Annotated in this window: 27 protein-coding genes; 10 read left to right on the forward strand and 17 right to left on the reverse strand. The window is 67.1% G+C overall.

Annotation, left to right across the window (positions count from 1 at the left end; genetic code table 11):
- Positions 1-31: 31 nt before the first annotated feature.
- Together C442_RS13310 and C442_RS13315 are read right to left on the reverse strand one after the other, a co-directional pair.
- Complete coding sequence (locus C442_RS13310; RefSeq protein WP_008311242.1) at positions 32-577, reverse strand: CDP-2,3-bis-(O-geranylgeranyl)-sn-glycerol synthase; 546 nt, start codon at positions 575-577, stop codon at positions 32-34.
- A 208-nt stretch (positions 578-785) separates the two neighbouring features.
- The gene (locus C442_RS13315) at positions 786-1,160 is read right to left on the reverse strand and encodes a NifU family protein (RefSeq protein WP_008311244.1); all 375 of its coding nucleotides are present in this window, start codon (positions 1,158-1,160) and stop codon (positions 786-788) included.
- A 145-nt stretch (positions 1,161-1,305) separates the two neighbouring features.
- Here C442_RS13315 and C442_RS13320 point away from each other — a divergent pair, with 145 nt between their 5' ends.
- Positions 1,306-1,830: a helix-turn-helix domain-containing protein gene (locus C442_RS13320; RefSeq protein WP_008311246.1), complete on the forward strand. Its 525-nt coding sequence runs from the start codon at positions 1,306-1,308 to the stop codon at positions 1,828-1,830.
- A 32-nt stretch (positions 1,831-1,862) separates the two neighbouring features.
- Here the strand turns inward: C442_RS13320 and C442_RS13325 are convergent, their stop codons facing one another.
- A complete protein-coding gene (locus C442_RS13325) occupies positions 1,863-2,336 on the reverse strand; it encodes a DUF6789 family protein (RefSeq protein WP_008311249.1) in 474 nt (157 codons plus the stop codon).
- Between the two features lie 148 nt (positions 2,337-2,484).
- Between C442_RS13325 and C442_RS13330 the strand changes: the two genes are divergently transcribed.
- Positions 2,485-3,057, forward strand: a complete 573-nt coding sequence (locus C442_RS13330; RefSeq protein WP_008311251.1) for a peroxidase-related enzyme — start codon at positions 2,485-2,487, stop codon at positions 3,055-3,057.
- A gap of 26 nt (positions 3,058-3,083) precedes the next feature.
- On the opposite strand, the gene C442_RS13335 is transcribed toward C442_RS13330, so the two are convergent.
- On the reverse strand, positions 3,084-3,251 hold the full coding sequence (locus tag C442_RS13335; RefSeq protein WP_008311253.1) for an FmdB family zinc ribbon protein: 168 nt from the start codon (positions 3,249-3,251) through the stop codon (positions 3,084-3,086).
- Between the two features lie 143 nt (positions 3,252-3,394).
- On the opposite strand from C442_RS13335, the gene C442_RS22195 reads away from it, so the two are divergent.
- From C442_RS22195 to ribB, 4 genes are all read left to right on the forward strand, one after another.
- On the forward strand, positions 3,395-3,532 hold the full coding sequence (locus tag C442_RS22195) for a hypothetical protein (protein ID WP_004964745.1): 138 nt from the start codon (positions 3,395-3,397) through the stop codon (positions 3,530-3,532).
- A gap of 74 nt (positions 3,533-3,606) precedes the next feature.
- Positions 3,607-4,587, forward strand: coding sequence for a 4-demethylwyosine synthase TYW1 (twy1, locus tag C442_RS13340; RefSeq protein ID WP_008311259.1), 981 nt, complete (start codon positions 3,607-3,609; stop codon positions 4,585-4,587).
- A gap of 197 nt (positions 4,588-4,784) precedes the next feature.
- Positions 4,785-5,483, forward strand: a complete 699-nt coding sequence (locus C442_RS13345; protein ID WP_008311261.1) for a DUF120 domain-containing protein — start codon at positions 4,785-4,787, stop codon at positions 5,481-5,483.
- Entirely contained in the window at positions 5,470-6,144 is a 675-nt protein-coding gene (gene ribB / locus C442_RS13350; protein ID WP_008311262.1) for a 3,4-dihydroxy-2-butanone-4-phosphate synthase, read from the forward strand. Before C442_RS13345 ends, ribB begins: the two co-directional genes overlap by 14 nt.
- A 136-nt stretch (positions 6,145-6,280) precedes the next feature.
- Here the strand turns inward: ribB and C442_RS13355 are convergent, their stop codons facing one another.
- Positions 6,281-6,511, reverse strand: a complete 231-nt coding sequence (locus C442_RS13355) for a hypothetical protein (protein WP_008311264.1) — start codon at positions 6,509-6,511, stop codon at positions 6,281-6,283.
- Positions 6,512-6,725: 214 nt separating this feature from the next.
- Between C442_RS13355 and C442_RS13360 the strand changes: the two genes are divergently transcribed.
- On the forward strand, positions 6,726-7,658 hold the full coding sequence (locus C442_RS13360) for a branched-chain amino acid transaminase (protein ID WP_193363411.1): 933 nt from the start codon (positions 6,726-6,728) through the stop codon (positions 7,656-7,658).
- A gap of 20 nt (positions 7,659-7,678) precedes the next feature.
- Here the strand turns inward: C442_RS13360 and C442_RS13365 are convergent, their stop codons facing one another.
- From C442_RS13365 to C442_RS13375, 3 genes are all read right to left on the reverse strand, one after another.
- Positions 7,679-8,338 carry a DUF502 domain-containing protein gene (locus C442_RS13365; protein WP_008311266.1) on the reverse strand — a complete coding sequence of 220 codons (660 nt, stop codon included), beginning with the start codon at positions 8,336-8,338 and terminating at the stop codon, positions 7,679-7,681.
- Between the two features lie 124 nt (positions 8,339-8,462).
- On the reverse strand, positions 8,463-9,638 hold the full coding sequence (dgoD, locus tag C442_RS13370; protein WP_049942977.1) for a galactonate dehydratase: 1,176 nt from the start codon (positions 9,636-9,638) through the stop codon (positions 8,463-8,465).
- Between the two features lie 142 nt (positions 9,639-9,780).
- Complete coding sequence (locus C442_RS13375) at positions 9,781-10,665, reverse strand: ketopantoate reductase family protein (RefSeq protein ID WP_008311268.1); 885 nt, start codon at positions 10,663-10,665, stop codon at positions 9,781-9,783.
- 89 nt (positions 10,666-10,754) lie between these two features.
- Here C442_RS13375 and C442_RS13380 point away from each other — a divergent pair, with 89 nt between their 5' ends.
- Positions 10,755-11,312, forward strand: a complete 558-nt coding sequence (locus C442_RS13380; protein WP_008311269.1) for a hypothetical protein — start codon at positions 10,755-10,757, stop codon at positions 11,310-11,312.
- Positions 11,313-11,336: 24 nt separating this feature from the next.
- Here C442_RS13380 and C442_RS13385 read toward each other — a convergent pair whose 3' ends face one another.
- The 3 genes from C442_RS13385 to C442_RS13395 all read right to left on the reverse strand — a co-directional run bounded on the left by C442_RS13385 (position 11,337) and on the right by C442_RS13395 (position 14,243).
- The gene (locus tag C442_RS13385; RefSeq protein ID WP_008311270.1) at positions 11,337-11,639 is read right to left on the reverse strand and encodes a DUF7130 family rubredoxin-like protein; all 303 of its coding nucleotides are present in this window, start codon (positions 11,637-11,639) and stop codon (positions 11,337-11,339) included.
- 112 nt (positions 11,640-11,751) lie between these two features.
- The gene (metX, locus tag C442_RS13390) at positions 11,752-12,960 is read right to left on the reverse strand and encodes a homoserine O-acetyltransferase MetX (protein ID WP_008311271.1); all 1,209 of its coding nucleotides are present in this window, start codon (positions 12,958-12,960) and stop codon (positions 11,752-11,754) included.
- Entirely contained in the window at positions 12,957-14,243 is a 1,287-nt protein-coding gene (locus tag C442_RS13395; RefSeq protein WP_008311273.1) for an O-acetylhomoserine aminocarboxypropyltransferase/cysteine synthase family protein, read from the reverse strand. The genes metX and C442_RS13395 overlap by 4 nt, the downstream gene beginning before the upstream one ends.
- A 143-nt stretch (positions 14,244-14,386) precedes the next feature.
- Here C442_RS13395 and C442_RS13400 point away from each other — a divergent pair, with 143 nt between their 5' ends.
- Positions 14,387-15,346 carry an AAA family ATPase gene (locus tag C442_RS13400; RefSeq protein ID WP_008311274.1) on the forward strand — a complete coding sequence of 320 codons (960 nt, stop codon included), beginning with the start codon at positions 14,387-14,389 and terminating at the stop codon, positions 15,344-15,346.
- A gap of 27 nt (positions 15,347-15,373) precedes the next feature.
- Here C442_RS13400 and C442_RS13405 read toward each other — a convergent pair whose 3' ends face one another.
- Positions 15,374-16,159, reverse strand: a complete 786-nt coding sequence (locus tag C442_RS13405) for a TrmB family transcriptional regulator (RefSeq protein WP_049942978.1) — start codon at positions 16,157-16,159, stop codon at positions 15,374-15,376.
- 195 nt (positions 16,160-16,354) lie between these two features.
- On the opposite strand from C442_RS13405, the gene C442_RS13410 reads away from it, so the two are divergent.
- Positions 16,355-16,687: a DMT family transporter gene (locus tag C442_RS13410; RefSeq protein WP_049942979.1), complete on the forward strand. Its 333-nt coding sequence runs from the start codon at positions 16,355-16,357 to the stop codon at positions 16,685-16,687.
- Between the two features lie 101 nt (positions 16,688-16,788).
- Here the strand turns inward: C442_RS13410 and C442_RS13415 are convergent, their stop codons facing one another.
- Genes C442_RS13415 through C442_RS13435 form a run of 5 tightly spaced genes read right to left on the reverse strand, consistent with a single transcriptional unit; the run spans position 16,789 to position 23,612 of the window.
- Complete coding sequence (locus tag C442_RS13415; RefSeq protein ID WP_008311278.1) at positions 16,789-17,184, reverse strand: SHOCT domain-containing protein; 396 nt, start codon at positions 17,182-17,184, stop codon at positions 16,789-16,791.
- A 44-nt stretch (positions 17,185-17,228) separates the two neighbouring features.
- A complete protein-coding gene (locus C442_RS13420) occupies positions 17,229-18,842 on the reverse strand; it encodes a DUF7519 family protein (protein WP_008311281.1) in 1,614 nt (537 codons plus the stop codon).
- A gap of 2 nt (positions 18,843-18,844) precedes the next feature.
- Positions 18,845-20,233, reverse strand: coding sequence for a DUF58 domain-containing protein (locus C442_RS13425; RefSeq protein WP_008311283.1), 1,389 nt, complete (start codon positions 20,231-20,233; stop codon positions 18,845-18,847).
- 2 nt (positions 20,234-20,235) lie between these two features.
- On the reverse strand, positions 20,236-20,835 hold the full coding sequence (locus C442_RS13430) for a DUF7269 family protein (RefSeq protein ID WP_008311284.1): 600 nt from the start codon (positions 20,833-20,835) through the stop codon (positions 20,236-20,238).
- On the reverse strand, positions 20,835-23,612 hold the full coding sequence (locus C442_RS13435) for a transglutaminaseTgpA domain-containing protein (RefSeq protein ID WP_008311286.1): 2,778 nt from the start codon (positions 23,610-23,612) through the stop codon (positions 20,835-20,837). The genes C442_RS13430 and C442_RS13435 overlap by 1 nt, the downstream gene beginning before the upstream one ends.
- Between the last annotated feature and the right edge of the window lie 196 nt (positions 23,613-23,808).

Consider the following 23,808-nt stretch of genomic DNA (forward strand, 5'->3'; position numbering starts at 1 on the left):
TCGTCGGTTCGCACGGCCCCGCCAGCGCTGCTCACCACGGCTCGTTTTTCAGCCCGAGCAGGTAGGCGATGCCGTTGGTGACGACGTGCAACACCGGCGTCGCGACGACGACGACGACCAGCACCGGGAGCGTGAACGTCTCGGCAAACCACGACGGCGCAGCCACGAGCGCACAGAGCAGCGCTCCGACGACGAAGTCCAGTTGGTCTAGCCCCGGGAACGCGGCCCCGCGCTCGCGGCCCGTCCGGCGTTTGAGGAAGGACGCGCCGATGTCCCCGAGCATCGCGCCGAAGGCGAGTCCGAGCCCCGCACGGAGCGGAAACGTCGGGAGGTCAGTCCCCAGTGCGGCGCTCACGCTGGGCGCGACCTGTGTCAGTCCGAGCGCGAGCAGCGTCCCGGCGGCGGTGCCGATGAGCGTCCCGCGCCAGGTCTTGCCGTCGCCCAGCACGCGCCGCCCGCCCCACGTTCGGCCGCCGTCTATCGGTCTGCCACCGCCGGCGAGTACCGCGGCGTTGTTCGGGATATACGCCGGCAACATCGCCCACAGCGCCCAGACGACCGTGTCGACCGTCTCCATATCCTCGCGGTCTGGTCCTGTCGTCTTAATCTGTGTGACTCGCTGCTGCAGTGATGGTTGCTTGCGTTGGTTCGGATGCGACGAGCCAGAAAGCCCCCGATCGGAGCCAGTCGGAGCTTTCTGGCTGTTGAGCACAGAGACGGCGACTCAGAGAGACGCTTCCACACCTGCGGCTAGCCACGTTTCTAAAAAAGATCGAGAACTGGCCTCAGAACGGCGCTTCGGGGCCTTCGTCTTCGTCGCCGCCGACGTCGCCGCCGCGGGATTCGCCGGGGAACGACGGGCTCATGCCGCCGCTGCCGCCGGACATTCCTTCCTGCTGTTCCATCCCGGTACGCGCGGTGACCTCGTTGATCTCCGGGATCTCCTTGACCATGCGCGTCTTGATGGCCTGGATGGTCATCGGCGAGATGCCACAGCCGGAACAGGCGCCGCCGAGGCGGATCGTGACGCTGCCTTCCTCGCGGTCGATCTCCTCGATGGCCGCGCTCCCGCCGTGCATCTGGATCTGGGGGAAGTTGCGGCGCAGGAAGTTCGTGATTCGCTCGCGCAGGTCGTTGGCGTCCTCTGTGTCAGTGCTCATAGTGAATTGTATTCCGTCCCGGGAGGGCTTAGACCTTTGGACTAACATCTATATGACGGGCGAGAAACCGCGACCCGCCGGCACCCGCCCGTAGTTACTCCGACCATACCTGAAGCTTCTACCGGCGGGGTGAGTAGCCCGTCGTATGACACCCTCCGCTGACGAACCGCGGCTGTTCGAGTGTGAGACCTGCGGCGGCGTCGGCATCGGCGACAACCGGCCGGAGTGCTGTGGCAAGCCGATGGCGGCGACCGAGACAGGGGAGACGGCGGTCAGCGAGCCGTCACTCGAAACCCTGCTGCAGACCGTCTTCGATATGTCCGGCACTGAGCTGGATGTCTGTCTCTGCGTGATGGAAGGCGGCGAACTGACCGTAACGGCGCTGGCCGAACAAATCGGCTACGACCGGAGCGTCGTCGCGCGGCATCTCAATCACCTCGCCGACCTCGGTGTCGTCGAGAAGCGCCGGCGAATCAGGCCGGAGGGCGGGCATGTGTACGTCTACACGCCACAGCCGCCCGAAGTAGTGCGTGAGCGGCTCCGCGGGGAGTTCCTGTCGTGGGTTCGGCTGGCGACTGCGCAGTTGGACGACCTGCAGCGCGAGAAGGTCGAGGCGATAGCCGACGCCAGAACCGACGAGCGACAGTGGACCGTGTTTCAGGAGCAGTAGCGGCGACCGCGACGGCTCAGGTACGGCCGATCTCAGATGCGGTCCGCGGTCACGGCGTAAACGACCGCGAGGACAGCGCCGTAGACGACGTGCCACAGCAGCGACGGCGGCGCGAAGTTCGGGAACGGCGGCGAGGCGGGCGAGCCGACCGCGCCGAGCCAGACTGGCATCAGGAGCGCGGCAAAGAGCGCCCAGGTGGCGACGCCCCAGCCGACGCCGAGTCCAAGCAGTTCCCCGGGCGATTCCAGACTGAGGAGCCGCGCTAGCCCGGCGAACAGCACGCCCATCACAGCCCCATGGGAGAGGTGGACGACGAGGCCGGCCGCCGGGCTCGGCGGCGGCGCGAGTCCGTACAGGGACGGGATTGCGACGGCGAGCGTCGCGGTGTTCATCACCAGTATCAGCGCCCCCATGACGGCGCTCCCGGCGATACCGCCGAGCACGCCGGCTTTCCAGTTGCCGGTACTGACGTCGTACGTCTGTGTCGTCTCTGTCGTCGTTGACATGCATGTGAACGGTCGCGCCGTCTAGCAAAAGAGCCGGCGTGGCTGTTCGACCTCGTGCCACGTCCCCGGAAGAACTATACACCGGCTCTCGGCAGCCATGGCCAGGCAGGCAGCTAACTTTCAAGCCGCGGCCGGACGGACGTGTGGTATGGCAGACTCCGACACAGTGATGGCTCGGTTCGAAACCCCCGACATCGACGACCTCCCCGAAGACCTGCAGGAACGCATCGAAGAGGAGACCGAACGCGCCGGCTTCACGCCGAACATCTTCCCGGCGATGGCCTATCGCCCCTCGCACTTCCGGGCCTTTTTCGCGTACCACGACGCGCTGGTCGAGGAGACGGCGCTGGAACGCGAGGAAGTCGAGCTGATAATCGTCGCCGTCAGCGGCGTCAACGACTGCCTCTACTGCATCGTCGCCCACGGTGCGCTGCTGCGGATCTACGCCGACGCGCCCAAACTCGCCGAGCAGGTCGCTGCGAACCACCGAACTGCGGACATCAACGAGACGCACAAGGCGATGCTCGATTTCGCGGTGAAGCTGACAGAATCGCCCGCCCGTATCGAGGACGCAGACCTCGAACGGCTGGAGGACCACGGCTACAGCCGCCGCGCTATCTGGGACATCGGCAGCGTCGCCGCCTTCTTCAATCTCTCGAACCGCCTCGCACAGCTCGCCGACATCCGCCCGAACGACGAGTTCTACGACCTGGGCCGCTGACTCGTGGGCCTACTGGCTACCCGACCTCACGTCGCTTCGGCCGGCCGCACCGCCCCAGCGCCACACTCCGGACAGGTCAGGCCCTCAACGGTCGCCACGCGTTGTGCGAACTCGGTCTCGCAGTCAGCACAGCGGAACCGGTAGTGCTGGTCCCCGGAACCGAACAGCTCGGAAACTGTGTCAATCACACCCATACTAGTACACTCAGCGTCGAAACCCCAAAATCTTCCGGCTGAGATACATTTTCGGTGGGGTTTGATACATATAGCATACATCACAGCGCGTATCTATACACCTAGTAGTTCTGGTCTTGCCTATCAGGGGCATCCACAGGTGTATGAACAAAACACTCTATCTGATGCAGAAGGACAGCGAAACCCGAATCGAAGTTGACGACGACGGCTACGACCGGATCATGGAGAACGGCAACGTCGTCGGCCACCACATGAGCAACCCCATCGTCAAGCTGACGTAAGTTGCCCGACGGAGCGAACTGGCTGACGCGCAACATCCGGGAGTTTTTGCCGCTGGCTGTTAAACTGGTGTCCAATGAGTGACGCCGACGGCGGTCCGAAACAGGTCTCGGACCCGGCCTACCACAGTGAGAACCACACGGCCGCCCAGACCTGCGGCTGGACGAAAAACGCCCTTCGCGGTGAGGGGAAGTGTTACAAGTACATTTTCTACGGTATCGAGTCCCACCGCTGCATCCAGATGACGCCGGTCGTGAAATGCAACGAGCGGTGCGTGTTCTGCTGGCGCGACCACGCCGGCCACGCCTACGAACTCGGCGACGTGGAGTGGGACGACCCCGCGGCGGTCGCCGACGCCTCCGTGGAACTCCAGCGGAAGTTGTTGTCGGGCTTCGGCGGCAACGACGAGGTACCGCGCGAGGTGTTCGACCAGGCGATGGAGCCGCGCCACGTCGCCATCTCGCTGGACGGCGAACCGACGCTCTACCCGCATCTGCCGGAACTCATCGAAGAGTTCCACGACCGCGACATCACTACGTTCCTCGTCTCCAACGGGACCAACACGGAGATGCTAGAGCGGTGTGACCCGACCCAGCTATACGTCTCCGTCGACGCCGCCGACCGCGGGACGTTTGATTCGACGGTACAGGCGATGGACGACGACGCCTGGGACTCGCTCATCGACACGCTGGACGTCCTGGCCGAGAAAGACGACACCCGCACCGTCATCCGGACGACGCTGGTCAAAGGCCACAACATGCACCACCCCGAGTGGTACGCGGCGATGTGTGACCGGGCCGATGCGGACTTCGTCGAGATGAAGGCATACATGCACGTCGGCCACTCGCGGGGCCGCCTCGACCGGGACTCCATGCCCGACCACAGCGAGGTCCGGGAGTTCACCCGAGAGATGGGCGAGTACCTCCCCGACCACGACGTGCTGAAGGAGGTCGAGGACTCCCGCGTGGCGATGCTCGCCGAGGACGAGAACACATGGGTTCCGAAACTGGAGAAGTCAAGCGAGTTCTGGGAGCAGGACTCGCTCGTTGAATACTAACGGTATCGTGCGACGAGGAACCACCATCACAGCGGTGTGATAGGGTCGAACGTGTTAGGCAGCGGCTTGAATTGTATCCAGTAGAAACGGTAAGACGCGCTTCTGCTACCAACCCCGTACCAGTTTTTCTCCGTTCCAAAAGTGGAATGCATTCCACCTTCGGTATGCTTATCCGGCGGGAATCCCTACTGCAGTGCATGGCTGAATCAACGGGACAGGGCGTCGGTCGGGACGAACTGGCGACGCTGAAACTGCTCGCCCTCGACGGTGCGCTCGACGAGTCGGCAAAGGTGTCCTGTGCCGATCTCGCGGAACGACTGGACGCCTCGAACCAGACCGCCTCGCGGCGGCTCCAGCGGCTCGAAGACGCCGGGCTGCTGGCCCGAGACATCGTCAGTGACGGACAGGAGGTCGAACTGACCGGGGACGGCGAGCGACGCCTCCAGTCCGAGTACGCCGACTACCGGCGCATCTTCGAATCCGACGCCAGCGTCGACCTGACCGGCGTGGTCACCTCGGGGATGGGAGAGGGGCGGCACTACATCACGCTGCCGGGCTACATGGAACAGTTCATCGAACGGCTGGGGTACGAGCCGTTCGCGGGCACGCTCAACCTCGAACTCACGGCCGAGAGCGTCCGCAAGCGGGCGCGGATGAGCGCCATCGAACCGGTCACCATCGAGGGCTGGGAGGACGACGAGCGGACGTACGGCCCCGCGTACTGCTACCCCGCCTCGATAGAGGGCAGCGACGGCGAGTACGAGCCGGCCCACGTCATCGCGCCCGAGCGGACCCACCACGGCGAGGAGCAACTCGAAGTGATTGCACCGGAAAAGCTCCGCGAGGTGCTGGAACTGGCCGACGGCGATGAGGTGATCGTGCATGTCTCGGAGTGAGGAAACCGCCGTCGACGCCGACAGCGTGGCCGACGCCGTCGCCGCCTTCGCCCGCGGCGAGCCGGTGCTGATCCACGACGCCGCCGACCGCGAAGGCGAGACCGACCTCGTCTATCCGGCCGGTGCCGTCAGCCCCGACGCCGTCGCCCGGATGCGAAACGACGCCGGCGGGCTCGTCTGTGTCGCCCTCTCTGACCGCGTCGCCGAGGCGCTGGAACTGCCGTTCATGCAGGAGGTCCTCGACCACCCGACGGCGGCCGACCACGACCTCGCCTACGACGAGCGCTCCTCGTTCTCGCTGACGGTGAACCACCGCGACACGTTCACCGGGATCACCGACGACGACCGCTCACTGACGATCCGAGAGTTGGCTGCCGCCGCGACGGACCCCGACCCAGAGGCGTTCAGCGAGGCGTTCCGGTCGCCGGGCCACGTCCACCTCCTCCGGGCAGCCCCGGACGGCCTGGCCGACCGCGAGGGCCACACCGAACTCGCGCTCGAACTCGCCGACGCGGCCGACCTGCCAGCGGCCGCCGTCGTCTGTGAGATGCTGGACGATGAGACGGGCGCAGCGCTGCCCCCGGCAGCAGCGCGGGCCTACGCCGACCGCGAAGGGCTTGTGTACGTCGAAGGTGCCAGCCTGCTAGAGCGATTCGACTGATACTGGTGGCTGTAGCTGAGACAGAGTAGTCACCACTCCGTGCCGCAGAATTATTGAGAGAGCAACGTCCGACAGTGTGGGAAGCAGACAGCCAGTGTTTATTTCCAGCAATCACGGGACTGGACCGGTTTGCGAGTCAGAATGGAGTATCCGCCGCCGCTGCAAGTTGTCTGAGACCGCTGGCGACGAGGTACAGCGTCGCTCCAGTGAACAAAGCGATACCCACGGCCCGAGAGAGCCCGGGCACCGGTGATTCGACGACGCCGGAGAGATTTCGCGTGATGACCTCGGCCTGAATCAGGAGCAGGCCCAGCGGAAGCAACAGGACAGCGACGCTGCGGTGGAGCGACCGCTTCAGGGAGGACATGTGCGGTGCGGACGGCCAGATTCCACTAAAGCGTTTGTGCTCGCCGGGGCAGTGCTCCGTACTGGCCGTACGAGACAACACGACCCTGACCCGCGGGGGTATCGTCAACACTCTTAACCAAGGGAATCAATGGGGTAGATATGACACACGACGAGACAGCAGGAGGCATCACCCGCGGGCATCGCGACTGTCAACTCACCGGAGGGGTCGTACGATGAGTGACCGTCCAGAGATGTTCGAGGGGACCGACCGCATCTGGATGGACGGCGAGTTCGTCGACTTCGAGGACGCACAGACCCACGTTCTCACGCACGCGCTGCACTACGGGACCGGCGTTTTCGAGGGCGTTCGCTGTTACGACACCGAGCAGGGGCCGGCCATCTTCCGCTGGGAAGAGCACTTGGACCGCCTGTACAAGTCCGCGAAACCGTACGACCTCGACATCGAGTTCAGCAAAGCGGAACTCACCGAGGCGACGACGGAACTCATCGAAACGGAAGGGTTCGAGTCGTGTTACATCCGCCCCATCGTCTACTACGGCTTCGACTCGCTGGGCGTGAGCCCGAAGAGTTGCCCGACGAAGACCACCATCGCCGCGTGGCCGTGGGGCGCGTATCTGGGCGAGGAAGCGCTGGAAGAGGGCGTCGACGTGATGGTGTCGTCCTGGCGCAAGCACGCCTCCAGCCAGATTCCGACAAACATCAAGACGACGGGGCTGTACGTCAACAGCATGCTCGCCGGCGAGGAGGCCCGGCGGAACGGCTACACCGAGGCTATCGTCCTGAACAAGGAAGGCAACGTCGCCGAAGGCCCGGGTGAGAACATCTTCATGGTTCGAGACGGCGAAATCTACACGCCCGGACTGGCCGAGAGCATCCTCGAAGGCATCACCCGCAACACCGCAATCACGCTCGCTGAGGAGATGGGCTACACCGTCCACGAGGAAGCGACCATCTCCCGCGGAGAGCTGTACACCGCCGACGAGCTGTTCTTCACCGGCACGGCGGCGGAGGTCACGCCCATCCGAAGCGTCGACGACAACGAGATCGGCGAAGGGACGAAGGGGCCGGTCACCGACGAACTCCAGTCGGCCTTCTTCGACGTCATCGAGAGCGGCGACCGCGAAGAGTGGTTCCACTACGTCTGAGCGGGAACTGAACCGCGCGGCTAGTCGTCCGCGAGGTCTTCCTCGTCGGCGACCGGAATCGGCGTGGCGGTACTCCGGTCCGTGTCGCCGAACCCGGCGCTGAGAATGCGCGTCAACGCTTCCTCGACGCGCTCGTCGATTTCCTCGTAGCGGTGTGGTTCGACCTCGACGACGTAGCCGGTCGTGATGTTCGGCGCTGTCGGCAGGAAAAGCACCTCGCGGCCGTCCTCGGTCGTCTGTCCCGTTTTGAACGCGGTCATCCGCATCCCGTCCCACACTTCGATTTTCACCGGTGCCTGAAGTTCTTCGGTTCCACCGACAGCCGTCTCGACCGCCATCTTCGAGGCGTTGTACACCACCCGGAGCCCGGGGACGTGGTTCATCGCGTCGTCGATGGCCCGTTCGACGATGTCGCCGAAGGCCGTCCGCATCAGATAGCCGATGGAGAACACGATGAGGATGAAGATAATCAGCGTCGTGAACACCCGTGCGAGTTCGACAGACGACGTTCCCGAGGGGAGTCCGAGCGTCGCTAGCAGTTCGCCGTCAATCGCCGGGATGACCGCCGCGGACGCGAGGATAGAGTAGAGATAGATGATAACGTAAACCGTCACCAGCAGCGGCAACAGGATAATAAGGCCGCTCGCGAAATCGCGCTTCCACGACGTTGAGGAGGCCATACAGGTACGTATCGGGCGCGGAATATGAGCCCTTTCCTTTGGTGCGTGTCCGTGCTGCCGGTCTCACAGTTGTCCGGTGAGAGAGTGCGAGGGGATAGCCAGTTACCGAGGGGGAGCCACCGGGCTACCACTCGGCGACGCTGCCGTCGTCGTGTCGCCAGACCGGGTTGTGCCAGTCGACGTCCTGCTGGGACTGCTCCCGGAGGAACGCCTCGTCGATGTCGATTCCCAGGCCAGGGTCGGTGGGCACCGTAACGAACCCGTCCTCGTAGTCGAACACCGACGGGTCAGCCAGGTAGTCCAGCACGTCGGTGGTCTCGTTGTAGTGGATGTCGATGCTCTGCTCCTGAATGAGAGCGTTGGGCGAGCAGGCGTCGACCTGGACACAGGACGCCAGCGCGACCGGGCCGAGCGGGCAGTGGGGTGCCATCGCCACGTCGTAGGCCTCGGCCATCGACGCGATCTTGTACACCTCGGTGATGCCGCCGGCGTGGGAGAGGTCCGGCTGGATCACGTCGACGGCACCGTCCTCGAACACCTCCTTGTAGTCCCAACGGGAGTACATCCGCTCGCCGGTCGCGATGGGGATGTCAGTGTGGGCCGCGAGCGCCGGCAGCGCGTCATTGTGTTCGGGCAACACCGGTTCCTCGATGAACATCGGCTCGTGGGGCTCCAGCGCGGACGCGAGCCGTTTGACCATCGGCTTCGTCACCCGGCCGTGGAAGTCGACGCCGATGTCGACCTCTGGACCGACAGCCTCCCTGACCTCTCGGAGTCGCGTCGCGGCGGCCTCGACCGTGGCCGGGTTGTCGACGCGCTCGATTTCGGGCGTCGCGTTCATCTTCAGCGCCGTGAATCCGGCATCGACCTGCTCCCGGGCGGCGCTGGCCACGTCTGAGGGCTCGTCGCCGCCGATCCACTGGTACACTCGAATCCGGTCCCGGGCCTGGCCGCCAAGGAGCTGGTAGACGGGTGCGCCGAGTTGCTTCCCTTTGATGTCCCACAGCGCCTGGTCGATGCCGGCGATGGCCGACATCAGGACCGGCCCGCCGCGGTAGAAGCCGCCCCGGTACATCGCCTGCCAGTGGTCCTGGATGTTCTCGGGGTTCTCCCCAATGAGATAGCTGTCGAGCAGTTCCTCGACGCCCGCACGCACGGTGTGGGCCCGGCCCTCGACGACGGGTTCGCCCCAGCCGACGGTGCCGTCGGCCGTCTCCAGACGCAGGAAGAGCCACCGGGGCGGCACCTCGAACAGTTCGTAGTCGACGATGCGGTTCCCGCCCGCGTCGTCGGCTGTCATACCAGTGGCCTCCTCGCTGTAGTACACGAAGCAGTCCCGCTGGGAGCACTACGCGGCGCATCGAGCCGTGCTCCGTCGGTCTGTGGAGTCATGTGAGACACACATAGGAGACGTGTATATAGTCGTTGTGTGATTCCAGAACCTACCGCTCGCGGTGTCGCTCCCACGTACGGACGAGCCCGGCAAGCGTCTCGTTCACGGGGACCGACCTGGTCGCGGTGTCGGCGACGTACCCGTTGATAGCGGCGATCTCCGTTTGGCGGCCGTCCGAGATGTCCTGGTACATCGACGAGTGGTTGGCGGCGGTGTCGCCGACGACACGTTCGACGAGCGATACTGCACGCTCGTCCGAGAGGTCGATCCCCTGCTCGCGGGCGACGGCGGCCGTCTCACGGGCGGCGTCCGCGGCGATGGCGTCGGCCGGCGAGTCGGCCAGCGCGCCGTTCGCCACGCGGGCGAGCGCGGTCACAGCGTTGATACCGGTGTTGACCGCAAGTTTCTCCCAGAGACGGGTCGGCATGTCCACTGCGACGGTCGTCTCGATGCCGGCCGCACGGAACGCCGCCCCGACCTCGTCGGCGACCGCGGACCGGCCGCCGTTGCGGTCCCCCAGCACGATTTCGCCGCGGCCGGTGAAGGCGACGGTGCCCGGTTCCCGGAGCCGCGCACCGTAGGAACATGTCCCCGCCAGCACCGGACAGTCGAGTTCGGCGGCTAACCGCTCCTCGTTGCCCATCCCGTTCTGGAGCGAGAGGCAAGCGTCGAGGGTGCAGTCCGCGAGGTCCGTCGCAACGGCGGCGGTGTCGTAGGCCTTGACCGTCACCAGCGCGAGGTCGGCACGCTGCGGAATCGTCGTCTGTGCGCCCGGCCGGACCCGGAACTCCTCGGTTCCCACTACCGACAGACCGTTCTCGCTAACGCTGCCGACGTGTGGCTCGCGGCCCACGAGCGTCACGTCGTGTTCGCGGGCGAGCAAGCCACCGACGAGGCTGCCGAGGCTTCCGGCCCCGACGACGACGATATCCATACCGACGAGCAGGGACGGCCGGGACAAAAACCTACCACCGGCGCGCCGGAATCAGCACGCACTTTGCCGCGAGCGACGAACGAGCGGCCATGGGCGACTCCGACGACGCCGAGGCGGTAGTTCGGGCTATCGACGAAATCGGCATCGGCCGGCTGACCGAGACAATCGTCACGGCGTGGGAGGGTATCGGCGGCGGCGTCGAACCGGGGCCGACCTGGCCTGAAGACGAAACCATACGTCGGTTCGAACTGACCGAGCCCGACGAAGCGGTCGGGCTAGACGTACTCGCGGCGGTGCTGGACGCGTCACCGCGGTCCCCCGAAAAGGCCTTTGTCCACCTCGGTGTCGGCCGGCGAGACACTCCCCAGCGCGAGCGGTTCGCTGTCGAGACATTCGCGGGCCACACCGACGTTTCAGCTACCGACACCCACACGACCGGAGCGGTGCCGGTGACGGCAGAAACGTTCGACGCGCTGGCGCGGGTCTACGGGGGGACACTGGTGTACGTAGTCATCGGTGATGCGGACGGGCACGCAATTCTCGAACTCGACTGGACGACGCTGCGGTTCTCGCTCCCGTCGTCGGCCGTTGAGACCGTGCGGGAGTCAGTCGGACCGGCCGTCGCCGAGCGATTCGAGCAGGCGTAAGCGGCCTGTCACGCGGGCGTCGCCTCAATCCTCCTGCCAGTAGTAGATATCCTCTTTTGGCGCGTTGCAGGACGGGCATTCGTCGGGGATGTCCTCTATCTGGCCCATCTCGCCGCATTCCCAGCAGCGCCACATCAGTTCGGCCTCGCCCGCGGCCCCGGCGCTGAGATGCTCGCTCGACAGCGACTCGATGCCGTCCTCGACCGTGACGTAGAAGCCGTGTTCGTCGAACCCGCGAATTGTGCCAAGTGCGTCCCCGTCCTCGTCGTACACCGTCTGTCCGAACGAGTACTCTTCACTTTCGATGTTCGTGGTCATGTCAGCCATACATAGAACTAGTCGTGCCGATATATGTTAAATGCTAGCGTGGATCTGTGCATGATTAGCGAGCCGAATCGGGGCCAGCGAACCCGCCTGTCGGCGAACGGCACTCGCGTCGCTACCGCGAGAAGAGGCTATTGTGGACCGGTGCGAAGTCACTCTCCTGTGAGTCCTCGACCACCGAATCGGTGACGGCCTTGCCCGCGACGCCGTCGTCGAGGAAGTCCGCGAGCGGCGGCCCGACGTTGTCCGGTTCCACGAGGAACGCGTCGTGGCCGTGGTCGGAGTCGATGACGTGGTGGGCGACGTTCGCGTCGGCTTCCCGGAGCGAGTCGGCCAGCGCCTCCGCCTGCTGGGTGGTGAAGTGCCAGTCGGCGGTGAAAGACATCACCAGCGCGTCGCCGTCGAACGCCGCCAGCGCGTCCGCATCGGACTCGAACCCGGCGGCGAGGTCGTAGTTGTCCATCGCCCGCGTCAGGTAGAGATAGCTGTTGGCGTCGAAGCGCTCGGTGAACTTCTCGGCGTTGTAGTCGAGATACGACTCCACGTCGCGGTACGGGAAGAACGCGCCCGCGGCATCGGTGGGGAACGTGCGGACGGCGTCCCGGCCGGCGGCGCGGCGGCCGAAGCGGCGCTCCATCGACGCCTTCGAGAGGTACATCACATGGCCCAGTTGGCGGGCCAGCGCCAGCCCGTCGTTCGGTGGGTCCTGGTCCTCGCCGTAGTAGTGGCCCTGGTTCCAGTTCGGGTCGGTCGTGATGGCCCGGCGGGCGATGGCGTCGAGCGAGAGGCACTGCGTGTCCAGTCGCGCGGCCGCGGCGATGGGGACGATGCGGTCGACGTGGTCCGGGTGACGCTTGGCCCACTCGATGACGTTCATGCCGCCGACGCTGCCGCCGACGACCGCGTGGAGGTGCGGAATCCCGAGTTCGTCAAGCAGCGCGCGCTGGGCCTCAGTCCAGTCCGTGACAGTGACCGGCGGGAAGTCGGTGCCGTAGGGCTCGCCCGTCTCCGGGTTCTCGCTTTTCGGCCCCGTCGACCCGTAGCACGAGCCGGGCACGTTCGCACAGACGACGTAGTACTCCGTGGTGTCGATAGCCTTGCCCGGACCGACGATGTCGTCCCACCAGGCGCGGGCCTGGTCGGCGCTGTCGACCCGGTCGCGGCCGGCGACGTGGGCGCTGCCGGTCAGCGCGTGACAGACCAGCACCGCGTTGTCGCCGTCGAACTCCCCGTAGGCCTCGTAGGTGATTTCGAGGTCCGGAATCGTCTCGCCGCAGTCGAACTCGAACTCGCCCAGCGAGACTGTGTTGTGTTCGACGTTCATGTGACTCGTTCGATGGCGTCGTCGATGTCCCCGATGATGTCCTCGGGATCTTCGATGCCGACGCTGAACCGGAGGAGGTCCGGCGTCACGCCGCTTGCACGCTGTTCCGCCTCGCTGAGCTGGGCGTGGGTGGTCGAGGCCGGGTGGATGACCAGCGTCTTGGCGTCGCCGATGTTGGCGAGGAACTGGGCGAGGTCCGTCTCCTCGCAGAACCGTCGGCCGGCGTCGTAGCCGTCCTCCAGCCCGAAGGTGACGATGCCGCCGAACCCACCCGAGAGGTACTGCTGTGCCAGGTCGTGGGTCTCGTGACTCTCCAGTCCGGGATAGGTGACCCAGGCGACCTCGGGGTGGTCCTGAAGGTGCTGTGCGACGGTCATCGCGTTCTCGCAGTGGCGTTCCATTCGCAGGGAGAGCGTCTCAGCACCCTGGAGCGTCGCCCACGCGTCGAAGGGCTTCTGGCCGTCGCCCAGCGATCGGAGGGCGCGCTGGCGGGCAGCGACCGAAAAGGCGCGGTCGCCGAAGGCCTCGGCGAAGTTCTTGCCGAAGGCCTCGTTCTCGCCGCCCAGTTCCGGGAACTTCTCGGGGTACTCGTCCCAGGGGAACGAGCCGCCATCGACGAGGACGCCGCCGACAGTTGTGCCGGAGCCGTGAATCCACTTCGTCGTCGACTCCCAGAGGAGGTCCACGCCGTGATCGAGCGGGTTACAGAGCGCCGGTGTCCCGAACGTGTTGTCGACGAAGACGGGGACGCCGTGGTCGTGCGCCACCTCGGCGATGTCTTCCATCGGCGGGACCACGAGCGAGGGGTTCCCGATGGTCTCGAAGTGGACGTAGGCCGTGTCCTCGTCGATGGCCGCGGCGTAGGCGTCCGGGTCGAGCGTGTCGACGAACCGCGTCTCGATGCCCCGCCGACTGGCGGCCTTCGAGAAGTACGAGTGCGTGCCGCCGTAGATGGAGGAGGCCGTCACGATGTTGTCGCCGTTGGCCGCGAGGACGAACGTCCCGGCGTCGAGCGCGGCCATCCCCGACCCCGTCGCGACGGCGTCGACGGCGTTTTCGAGCGACGCAATGCGGTTTTCGAGCATCCTGACAGTGGGGTTGTCGAACCGCGAGTAGACGTTGCCGTCGTCCTCCAGCGCGTACCGGTCGGCCGCGGTGTCGGCGTCCTCGAAGACGTACGACGAGGTCTGATAGATGGGCGGCGCGCGTGCCCCTGTGGCCGGATCCGGCTCCTCCTGGCCGGCATGGACACAGCGCGTCCCGAATCCGTAGTCGTCGGTCATGTGCAGTATGCATATATCTCTAGCTATCTATAACTCAGAGTTACGGCAATACTCTCTTATTGTGATAGGGTAGCACGGTATCAGTCCGCCGACCTGTGGACCCGAGGGAGAGGGTATTTGTCGGTGGCTGTCTACACGCCGGTATGGACCACGACACTGCCGGACGAACCAGCCGACAGATTCTCGACGCCGTCGGCAGTGCCGTTATCGCTGACGACCACTTCCTCGAAACCGTCATGACCGGGATTCTCGCCCGGGGGCACGTCCTGCTGGAAGACGTGCCGGGCACGGGGAAGACGCTCACCGCCCAGTCGTTCGCGACGGCGCTTGACCTCTCTTTCAAACGGGTGCAGTTCACGCCGGACCTGCTGCCGTCCGACATCACCGGCTCGAACGTGTTCAACGAGGCCACCGGCGAGTTCGACTTCCAGCCCGGTCCCGTCTTCGCCAACGTCGTGCTGGCCGACGAGATCAACCGCGCACCGCCCAAGACGCAGGCCGCGCTGCTGGAAGCGATGGGCGAGAAGCAAGTGACCGTCGACGGCGTGACCCACGACCTGCCCGAGCCGTTCTTCGTCATCGCCACGCAGAACCCCGTCGAGCAGGAGGGGACCTTCGGCCTGCCAGAGGCCCAGCGGGACCGCTTCATCGTCAAGACGTCGATGGGCTACCCCGACTTCGGCGGCGAACGCGAACTCATCGACCGGCGGGCAGACCGGACAGCACAGGCTCCGAGCGTCACCAGCGTCATCGACGGCGAGCGCCTGCCGGCGCTCCAGCGGACAGTCGAATCGGTCACCGTCGACGGCACGCTCCGGGACTACGTCGTCGAACTCGGCCGCGCCACCCGCGAGGACGACCGCGTGGACGTCGGCGTCTCCCCGCGTGGTATTCAGCGGCTGTTCGAGGCGACTCGCGCCGCCGCGGTTCTGGACGGCCGCGACTACGCCGTTCCCGACGACGTGAAGAGCGTCGTCGAGGAAGCGTTCGCTCACCGACTCGTCCTGACCGCCGACGCGGGCGTTCGCGGGGTCGACCCGGCGACCGTCGTCGATGATGTGCTGGACCGCGTCGAGGTGCCCGCAGTCAGCCCCGGCCGCTGAGACGGGGGGCCGTCAGTCGGTTCCGGATTACCGCCCCAGCAACGGCTCCGCCTCGACCCACAGTCGCTCGAAGCGGGCCTCGAACGCCGCCGCGACCTCCGAATCGGTGATCCCGACCACGCCGAGCCTGTCGGCGGGCGAGAGCGGGTCCGGAACGTCGACCGTCACCGCCGCGGCGTCGATCACGTCGAAGGAGACCCCGACCGTCGGCACCGCCCGGACCGCCGCGTTGCGGTCGGCGAGCAGGTCGGGGAAAGACTCGGGAAGCACGTCGAGTACCGCCTCACTACAGAGCAGGTCGACCCGCACGTCCTCGCCCACACCGTCGAGGAACGCGTCGACCTCGGTCTGGAGCGTCTCCCACGACGCGCGCTCGTACGGCGGACCGACGGTCGCCCGGACGTGCTCTCGGGCGGTCCTGACGTGCCGGTTCATCGCCGCCCGCATCTCCTCGCTTCCGAGCGATCCGAGCCAGAAACTGCTGTCGACGGGCGGCGCGGGCAGGAGGTCCGCCCTGACGGACGCGGCGACGGACCGGTACCGATCGAACTCCGACGCCAGTTCGCGGGTCCGCTCCGAGAGCAGCCTGTCGACAACCGTCTCCGGGTCGACGGGGGTGTACCGCGTCGGGTCAGTCGACTGGGTCCGGACTATCCCGCGGGCTTCGAGGCCGTTGAGCACGTCGTAGATCCGCCCCCGAGGGACGCCGCTCGCGTCGGAGAGGTCGCTCGCGGACACCGCACCGGTCACCAGCAGCGTCCGATACGCCGTCTCCTCGTAGTTCGAGAGCCCGAGTTCGGCCAGTTCGGTCATCGTCGGGTGGTCGAGCGGCCGGTACAAAGGTCCACAGGACCGGACTCGACGCGGGGTGCGGCCGGCGCGAGGAGCGCCGCCGATGTGGGCACCCTGCCGCCGGAAGCGCCGCCAGAGCCGCCGAGCGGCCGAAACACACCGAAAGTGGCGGGGCGTTTCAGTACGTTCATCCCACCGCCGGCCGGCGTTCTCACTATGAATCCGTACGTGTTGCTCGGAGCGGCAATCGCCTCGGAACTGCTCGGAACGACCGCGCTCAAGCTCTCGGAGGGGTTCTCGAAGCCCGTTCCCAGCCTCGGCGTCGTTCTCGGCTACGGCGCGGCGTTCTACCTCGTCTCGCTGACCCTGGAGGAGCTCCCCATCGGCGTCGTCTACGGGACGTGGGCCGCCCTGGGTATCGTCGGTGTCGCGGCCATCGGAACCGTCGTGTTCGACGAACCGGTCGACCCCGTCGGCGTCGTCGGGATCGCGCTCATCGTCGCCGGCGTGTACTGCCTCAACGTCCTGTCCTCGATGGCCGCCCACTGACTCATAGGATTGGCGGCGAAACCCATCGCTTTCGCCGAGGAAGTCGATGCCCGACATCCGCTCGGACTGAGAACGACACCGACCGGCTACGCTACACCCACTCAGCTCCGCTCGAACTCCCGTTCCCGCTCGTCCCGAGTCGCGTCCTCGGCGTCCTCCAGCGTCTCCGTCTCCAGCAGCCGCTCCAGTTTCCGCTCGAACTGCTCGTCGGTCAGTTCGCCCTCGGCGTAGCGGCAGCGCAGGCGCTCCAGCGGTGTTTCGTCGCCAGTATCGCTCGACGGCGCTGGGTCCGCTTCCTCGATATCTTCCGCCTCCTCGTCCGCATCGCCGTACAGCAGTTCGGTCAGCGGAACGACCACGACGTAGCCGACGAGCAGCGCCACGAGCCACCACTCCTGCCCGGTGAGGAGAGCAACGAGCCAGAACCCGGTGACCGCCAGAGAGGTGAGTTCCGTCACGTTGTCTCTGGCTCGCTCCAGCGGGGACCGGTCGGTCATGCTACTTGCTTGTCACCACACCACAATGGATTGTTCGGTGCGCCCTACCGTATCGCGGCCACGAGTGCCAGCACGGCGACGAGACAGACCACGAGACCAGCCACGGCGACCGACGGCTCGACAGCGATAGAACCCCGGGCGACGCCGGCCAGACCCAGCGTCACCGCCGCGCCGACGCCGCCGACCGCGACGGTTCCGCCGGTGTGGACGAGTTCGGTGCGGCGCGTCGCGGCCCCGGTGCCGACCTCGTGTCCCAGCGTCGTCCCGAAGGAACCGGCGTCCCAGACGACGACCGCACCGACCAGCCCCGCGAGCACCAGCCACGCCGAGGTGTCAAGCGTCGCCGCGAACGCGCTCGCACCGAACAGGCCGGCCGCGGCGAGCGTGACGCCGGCCGTCCGCTCACGCAGATAATTCGTCGCCAGCGCCAGCCACAGCTGTCCAACTGCGCCGACGACGGTAAACAGCGCCACGACGGCCAGTGACAGCGTGACGGTCTCGGGGCCGTACACGTCCAGTATCGGAACGAAGAACTGTTCGGCGGCCGCCGCGGCCGGCGTCGCCCGGAGCGCCGTTTCGATGGCATCGACTGCCGGCCCCGCGACCCCCACCGCGGCGAGCGTGATGACGCCGCCGCCGACGTACGGTGCGAGAACGGTCCCGACGCGGTCGGCCGAACTCTGGACCGTCCGCCGGAGGAACCAGACAGCCACCGAGACGGCCGTCCCAGTGAGGAACAGCCACCAGAGGAGCCCGCGGAGGCCCGGCGCGGCCGTAACTGTGACGAGCAGGTCGTACAGCCCGACAGGGAGCAGTTCGGCCATGGGTTCCTGACCGAGGCCCAGTTCGAACAGGCCGGCGACCGGTGCGACCAGCAAGGCGAGCCGGCCCGTCCACCGGAGCGTTCGCTCGACGGCGGCGACGGCCCTGTCGACGTCGGGCGCGTCGCTCGTCTCCGGGACGAGTTCGGCAAGCGGCAAGGCGTCGAGGCCGCGGGCCAGCGCCGCGGCGGCGAGGGCGAGCAGCAGGCTGAAGATAGCGATGTGCGTCCGCCCGGGAACCGGGTCGAAAATCGGTTCCAGCACCCGAGTGAGCAGTTCGCCGGTCAGTTGCTGGACGCCCGGCGTCCCAGTGTTGGACTGCAGGAAGTCGACGGCCCCTCGCGTGAACAGCACGAGGGCAACAGCGAACGGAACGGCGGTCGTCCGCACGACGAGGCCGCCGTAGGCCCCAACCCGCTCAGTGTCGACGACGCCGCGGGTGGCCGCGGTCGCACCGAAGACGGCGGTCAGGCAGCCGAGGACGACGACCACCTGCGACAGCAGTGTGACGACCGCCGGTCGGACGCCAGTCTGCGAGGTGACGGGAAACAGTTCGGCGCCGAGCGAGGCGACCGTGCCGCCGGTGGCGACCATGAGCCCGACGGCGACCGGCAGCGCGAGGGCGCTGGCCAGAGCCGTCCCGACCGCCTGCCAGCGGTCCCAGCCGCTCAGCCACAGCGACAGCGCCAGCAAGACGCCGGTGGCCACGCCGACGAGCGCGGCCCGGTCGGCGGAGACGGTCCCCAGCAGTCCCGCGACCAGCAGCGCCGTCACGCCGACGACGGTTGCGAGGCTGGTCCAGGGCATCCGGGTCGGGAGTGAGATCGTGTCGTCCATAGTTACACGCTGAACAGGTCCGCGAGCGAGGCACGGAGCGCTACGTCGATGGGGCTGTCGAGGTCCCAGTCGATGACGGTCGCGCCGGACAGTTCGGCCCGCTGGAGCCGAGCAGTGCGTTCGGTGCCGGCGACGGCCGCGCCGAGCGAGTCCCCGCGGGCCAGCGACGGACTGACCAGGGTCGTCGGGTAGTCACGGACCGCAAGTGACGATACCAGCGAGACGGGCCAGTCGTCGGCGGCCGGCGAGAACACGACCACCTGCGCGGTCGGCGGGAGCCGAGCGAGCACGGCGAGCAGGTCCGAGTCCTCGATTGTGCCGCCATCAGCTGTCGTCACCTTCACATCTCCGCCCTGGGACTGCTCTGAGGACTCGTCCTCGGACACATCAGCGACATCGGCCGCGTCGGTATCCGACTGCCGGGCCGCAGCGCGGCCAACGCTATCGAATATCTGTCTCGCGTGGGCGGCCGCGTGGCCGCCCGAGGCGTCGACCCACGCCAGTCCATCGGGACCGAGCCCGCCGGGGACATCCTCCGGGGCCAGTCCGACGGCACAGACGCTCGCGACGACGCTGGTCCGGGAGAGGGCATCGAACAGGCGCTCGGCGGCGTAGGCCGACAGTTCGGCTCCGGTCGGGAACCCGGGCTCCGGTGTCACGCGGGCCGGCGGCCGCGCGTCGACGACCAGCACCGTCCTGACAGCCTGTTCTTCCCGGTAGTCGATGGTCGTCAGCTCGTCGGTCTTGGCGTAGCGCCGCCAGTCGATGCGGTTGACCGGGTCACCGGGCTGGTAGCTCCGCGTGGAGTGGAACTCGAGGCCGCTCCCGCCGGAGTCGGTCGGAAGCGTCCCCGCCCGCGGGAGCGTGGCGTCGGCCATCGGCACTTCGGAGACGGTGTTCGAGCACGTCAGCGTCCCGTCGCCGGCGACGGGCAGGTCGACGGTCACCTCGTCGCTGGCCGACAGCGTCCGCACCCGCACCGCGGCGGCGCCGAACGTGTAGGTCCCGCGCTTGGCCATCACGGCGTACGACAGCGTGGCGCTCTCGTTTGGCCGCAGTGACGTACAGAGCCGCGGCGACCCCTCGACGACAGCCAGTTCCTCGGGCACGCCGTCGATGACCCGCACGTCGGTCAGCGAACTGCTGCCCGTATTGGTCACGGTGAGTTCGACCTCGACCGGTTCGCCGGGCGTCGGCTGGGCGTCGGAGACGGACCGTGCCGCCTGCAAGTCGGTTCCCGCCGGCATCCTCGACAACGCGCCGTAGGCGACGTAGATGAGGGGGATTGCGGTCGCCGCGAGCAACAGCGGCTCGGCGGTCAAAAGCGAGACGCTGACGAGAAACAGCGCCGCCGCGAGGCCGCCGCTCCAGCGCCGCACGCGGCGATGCATCGTCAGCGCTCACCCCCCGACATCCGCTCGATGGCGTCGACCGTCCGGCGGATGCGGCGGCGGCGCTCGCTCTCCGGGTCGAGCCACAGCCGGAGCCGGGCCAGCAACGACTGAGACTCTGTCGGGGAAAGGAGTGCCGCCGCGACGGCGTCGTCGGTCCACGTCCCTGCGCGTACTGCCTGGTGGGCGGACGCCTGCGAGACACTGCTGCCGACAGCGTAGGCCGTCGTCGCCGCCGCGGCGAGTCGCTCGGTGACCGTGTCCATCGCCTCGTCGTCGCCCGCAACCGCGTCGTCGATGGCCGCGTCGATGTCGGCGGCGAACAGCCGACTCCCCGTGGCCGTCACGTCTTCCGGCGGGGTGTCGATAGCCACGTCGAAGGCGGTCGCCGAGCCACCGCCGAAGAGCCCACCGAGCCAGCCGGCAAGAACCGCACAGAGCCCAACGGTCAGGCTCCCGGCGAGGAGGGCGGTCGTCGGGGCAACACTGCCGAACACGGCGACCAGGGACTCGCCGGCGGCCGTCGGCGCAACAATGAGGGCGGCCGCGACGGCGGTCGCCAGCAGCCCCACAGTCCCGAAGACGACCGTTCGCAAGCGCATCAGGGCCGCCCCTCCGTCGCGTCGTCAGTGTCGTCGGTCGCGCTGGACTGCTGCCCGGCGGCCGCCTCGATAGTCCGAATCGCGTCCTCGACGGCCGCGACGTGCTCCTGTGGGTCTCGCTGACCGTACTCGACCGCCCGGAACGCGTCCCGGACCGTCCGAACCGCGGCCGGCGGAAGGCCGTCCCGTTCGATGGCGTGGGTCGCGATTTCACCGGGCGTCCGCATCCAGTACCGACGGAGCGAGACGTGGGTCAGAAAACGCGTCCACGCCTCGCGGATGGTGACGCGGGCCGCGGGCGTTCCGTCGCCCCCGTTCGATTCAGTGGTGGAGACGGCCGCCACCGCATCGCTGGCTGCCTCTTCGGCCGCTGAAAGGCGTTCGTTGACCCACACTCGCAACGCGTCGAGCAATGCCGAAGGGGACCGGCGGCCGGCGAGCAGGTCCCGGAGCGCCGTGACAGTGCGTTCGAGTCGCGTTCGGAGGCGGCCCAGCAGGTCATCGGCCATCACCGCGATGCCGACGAGCACCCCGACTGCGAGTTCGCGTGCGGCCCGAACCCAGTCCCATACCGTCCCCGGCGTGACGTTTCGCCGACGAGCACCGATGACCGTCCCAGCGACGAGAACACCGAGAGCGAGCACGACGCCCGCGGCGTTGACGAGCAAGCCACCGACCGTCGTCGTGGCCGTCTGGCCGTACTTCGAAACGGAAATTTCGGCGCTGGCCGCGAACGGCAGCCCGACCGTCGCCTGACCGGCCGCACCGGTCCGTGCTGTCGGCTCTCCGCCGACGGCAACTGTCGCGTTCGTGACCGGGTCCCCGCCCATCGTCGCGTTCACCGTCTGGCCAGCGACGGGCAAGGCCAGCGGGAGCGACGGCGACGTTGCCACGGAGAGCCGTTCGAGCGCGACAGTCGTGTTGCCGCTGACAGCGTCCCGCTCGACGGCAATCGAGGCGTTGCCCGGTTCGGTCGGGAGCGTGAGCGTTGCCCGCCCCCGCCGGTCCGTCGTCGCCTCCTGCTCGCCGTCGAGCAGCACATCGCCGTCCCGCACCGGGACGCCGTCGACGGTCGCAGTGACAGTCACCTCGCCACCGGTGACCCGCTCGCCGGTGATGCTCACCGATGCACTCGTGTTCAGTTCGTAGCTCGCGTTCGTCGACTGCTGGGCCTGCGGGCCGGCGACAGCAAACGCGCGAGTGCTGTCCCGCGGGACCGACGGGGCGACGAGTGCGTCCTCGTCGTCAGGTGCATCGACGCTAATCGTCAGTTCGTCTTCGTAGGGGACCGTCCCGGAAACGGTGCCGTCCGGCCCCGTCGTTCCGATCGGCTCACCGTTGAACGAGACAGTCGCGCCCTCGACCGGCGCGCCGTCGCGAGTCACCGTCGCGGCCACCGCCGCGCCCGGCGTCGCCGTCCGGTTGAGTTCGATGACGAACTCGCCGGACTGGGAGACCGTCTCGCCGTCGCCCGAGTCGCCGGTTTCGTCGCTGTCACCGGTCCCGTCTGCACCTGTCTCGGTGCCCTCGGTTTCGTCACCGCCAGACTCCTCTCCAGCCCCGTCAGTCGGGGCTTCGGTCTGTGGCTCGTCCGCCGGCGTCCCGACGGCGAACTCTTCGTCGGGGCTCCCGGACTCCGCGGCGCTGTACTCCTGGCTGCTGTTTTGCATCGCCTGCTGCTCGGATTCCAGACGCTCCTGGCCAGGCGTCGGGTCGAACTGCACCCAGCCAACGCCCTCGAAGTACACCTCGACCCACGCGTGGGCGTTCATCCCGCGAACGGTGTACTGGTTCTGACCGGTCCGCTCGCCGGTCGAGTAGCCGACGACATAGCGCGCCGGGATGTCCTGGCTGCGCAACATTACGACCATCGAGGTGGCGAAGTACTCACAGTACCCCTCGTCCATCTGGAAGATGAACTCCGAGGCCACGTCGTCTTCGGGCGGCTGGCTGACGTTTAGCGAGTAGTTCTTGTTCGCCTCCAGCCACCCCTCGATGGTCGCCGCCGTCTCGTAGGGCGAGTCGCTGTCCTCGGTCAGCCGGTCGGTGAACGGCCCCACCTGCGCCGAGGTCGACGCCGGCACGCCCGTGTAGCGCGATTCTATGGCGTCAGGGTAATCGCGGCCACTCGTCCGCAGCACTTCCGGGTCGTCGGGGGGCGTCACGCTAGTCGCGCTGTATGTCGTTCCGGCGGGCAGCGGCCGCTCGGACGTGACCGCGCCGTACTCGGTAACCATTACGTCGCCGCGCGAGACGGATTTCGGCCGCCAGACGGTCGGCAGCGACGTGGCGGACTTGGCCAGTCGCACTTCGTAGTCGACTGTCGTGTCGGCCATCCCGTCGACCGCCATCGCCCCCTCGTAAGCCTGCGGGTCCGCGCGTCCGTCCCACCCTGTGCCGGTGTAGGTTTCGTACGCGCCGGTCCGCCAGTACGCCGGTTCCGAACTCGTGACGGTGAAATGCGGCTCCGTGTCCTGTGACTGGTACGGGCTGTCGCCGCTGTCGAGCGAGCCGCCAACATCAGTCTGGCTTCCCGGGTTCAGCGCGCCGAGTTGCCCCCCGCTGCCACCGGTCGAGGTTCCCCCAGCCTCCCCGAACGGGTTCTCTTGGGGGAGAGGAATAATGGACTCCATCGGGCTCTGTGTCCCACCAGGGGCCAGAATCGGGAGGGTCGCCGTCGCCAGCACCACGGCGACGACACAGACGGCAGTGAGCAGGACCCGGAGGTAGTCCCGGTCTGCCGATACGTCGTCGAACGGCGAGTCGTCGGAGCCCACGTCGGATTACCGTATCGTCCCGTCGCTGTCGGCATAAATCTGCTGTCAACGGTGGGGATAGTGAGCCCGGGTGTCGCGTTCCGGTGATTGGAAACCCGTGTCGCCACCAACCGCACTCCCGGAGATTTGCCAGCTATGTAGGACTGACAGTTCAGGTATGGACGAGTACGTACGGGTCAGACTGCTATTATAAGCG

The organism is Haloarcula amylolytica JCM 13557 (genome assembly GCF_000336615.1).
Classification (GTDB): domain Archaea; phylum Halobacteriota; class Halobacteria; order Halobacteriales; family Haloarculaceae; genus Haloarcula; species Haloarcula amylolytica.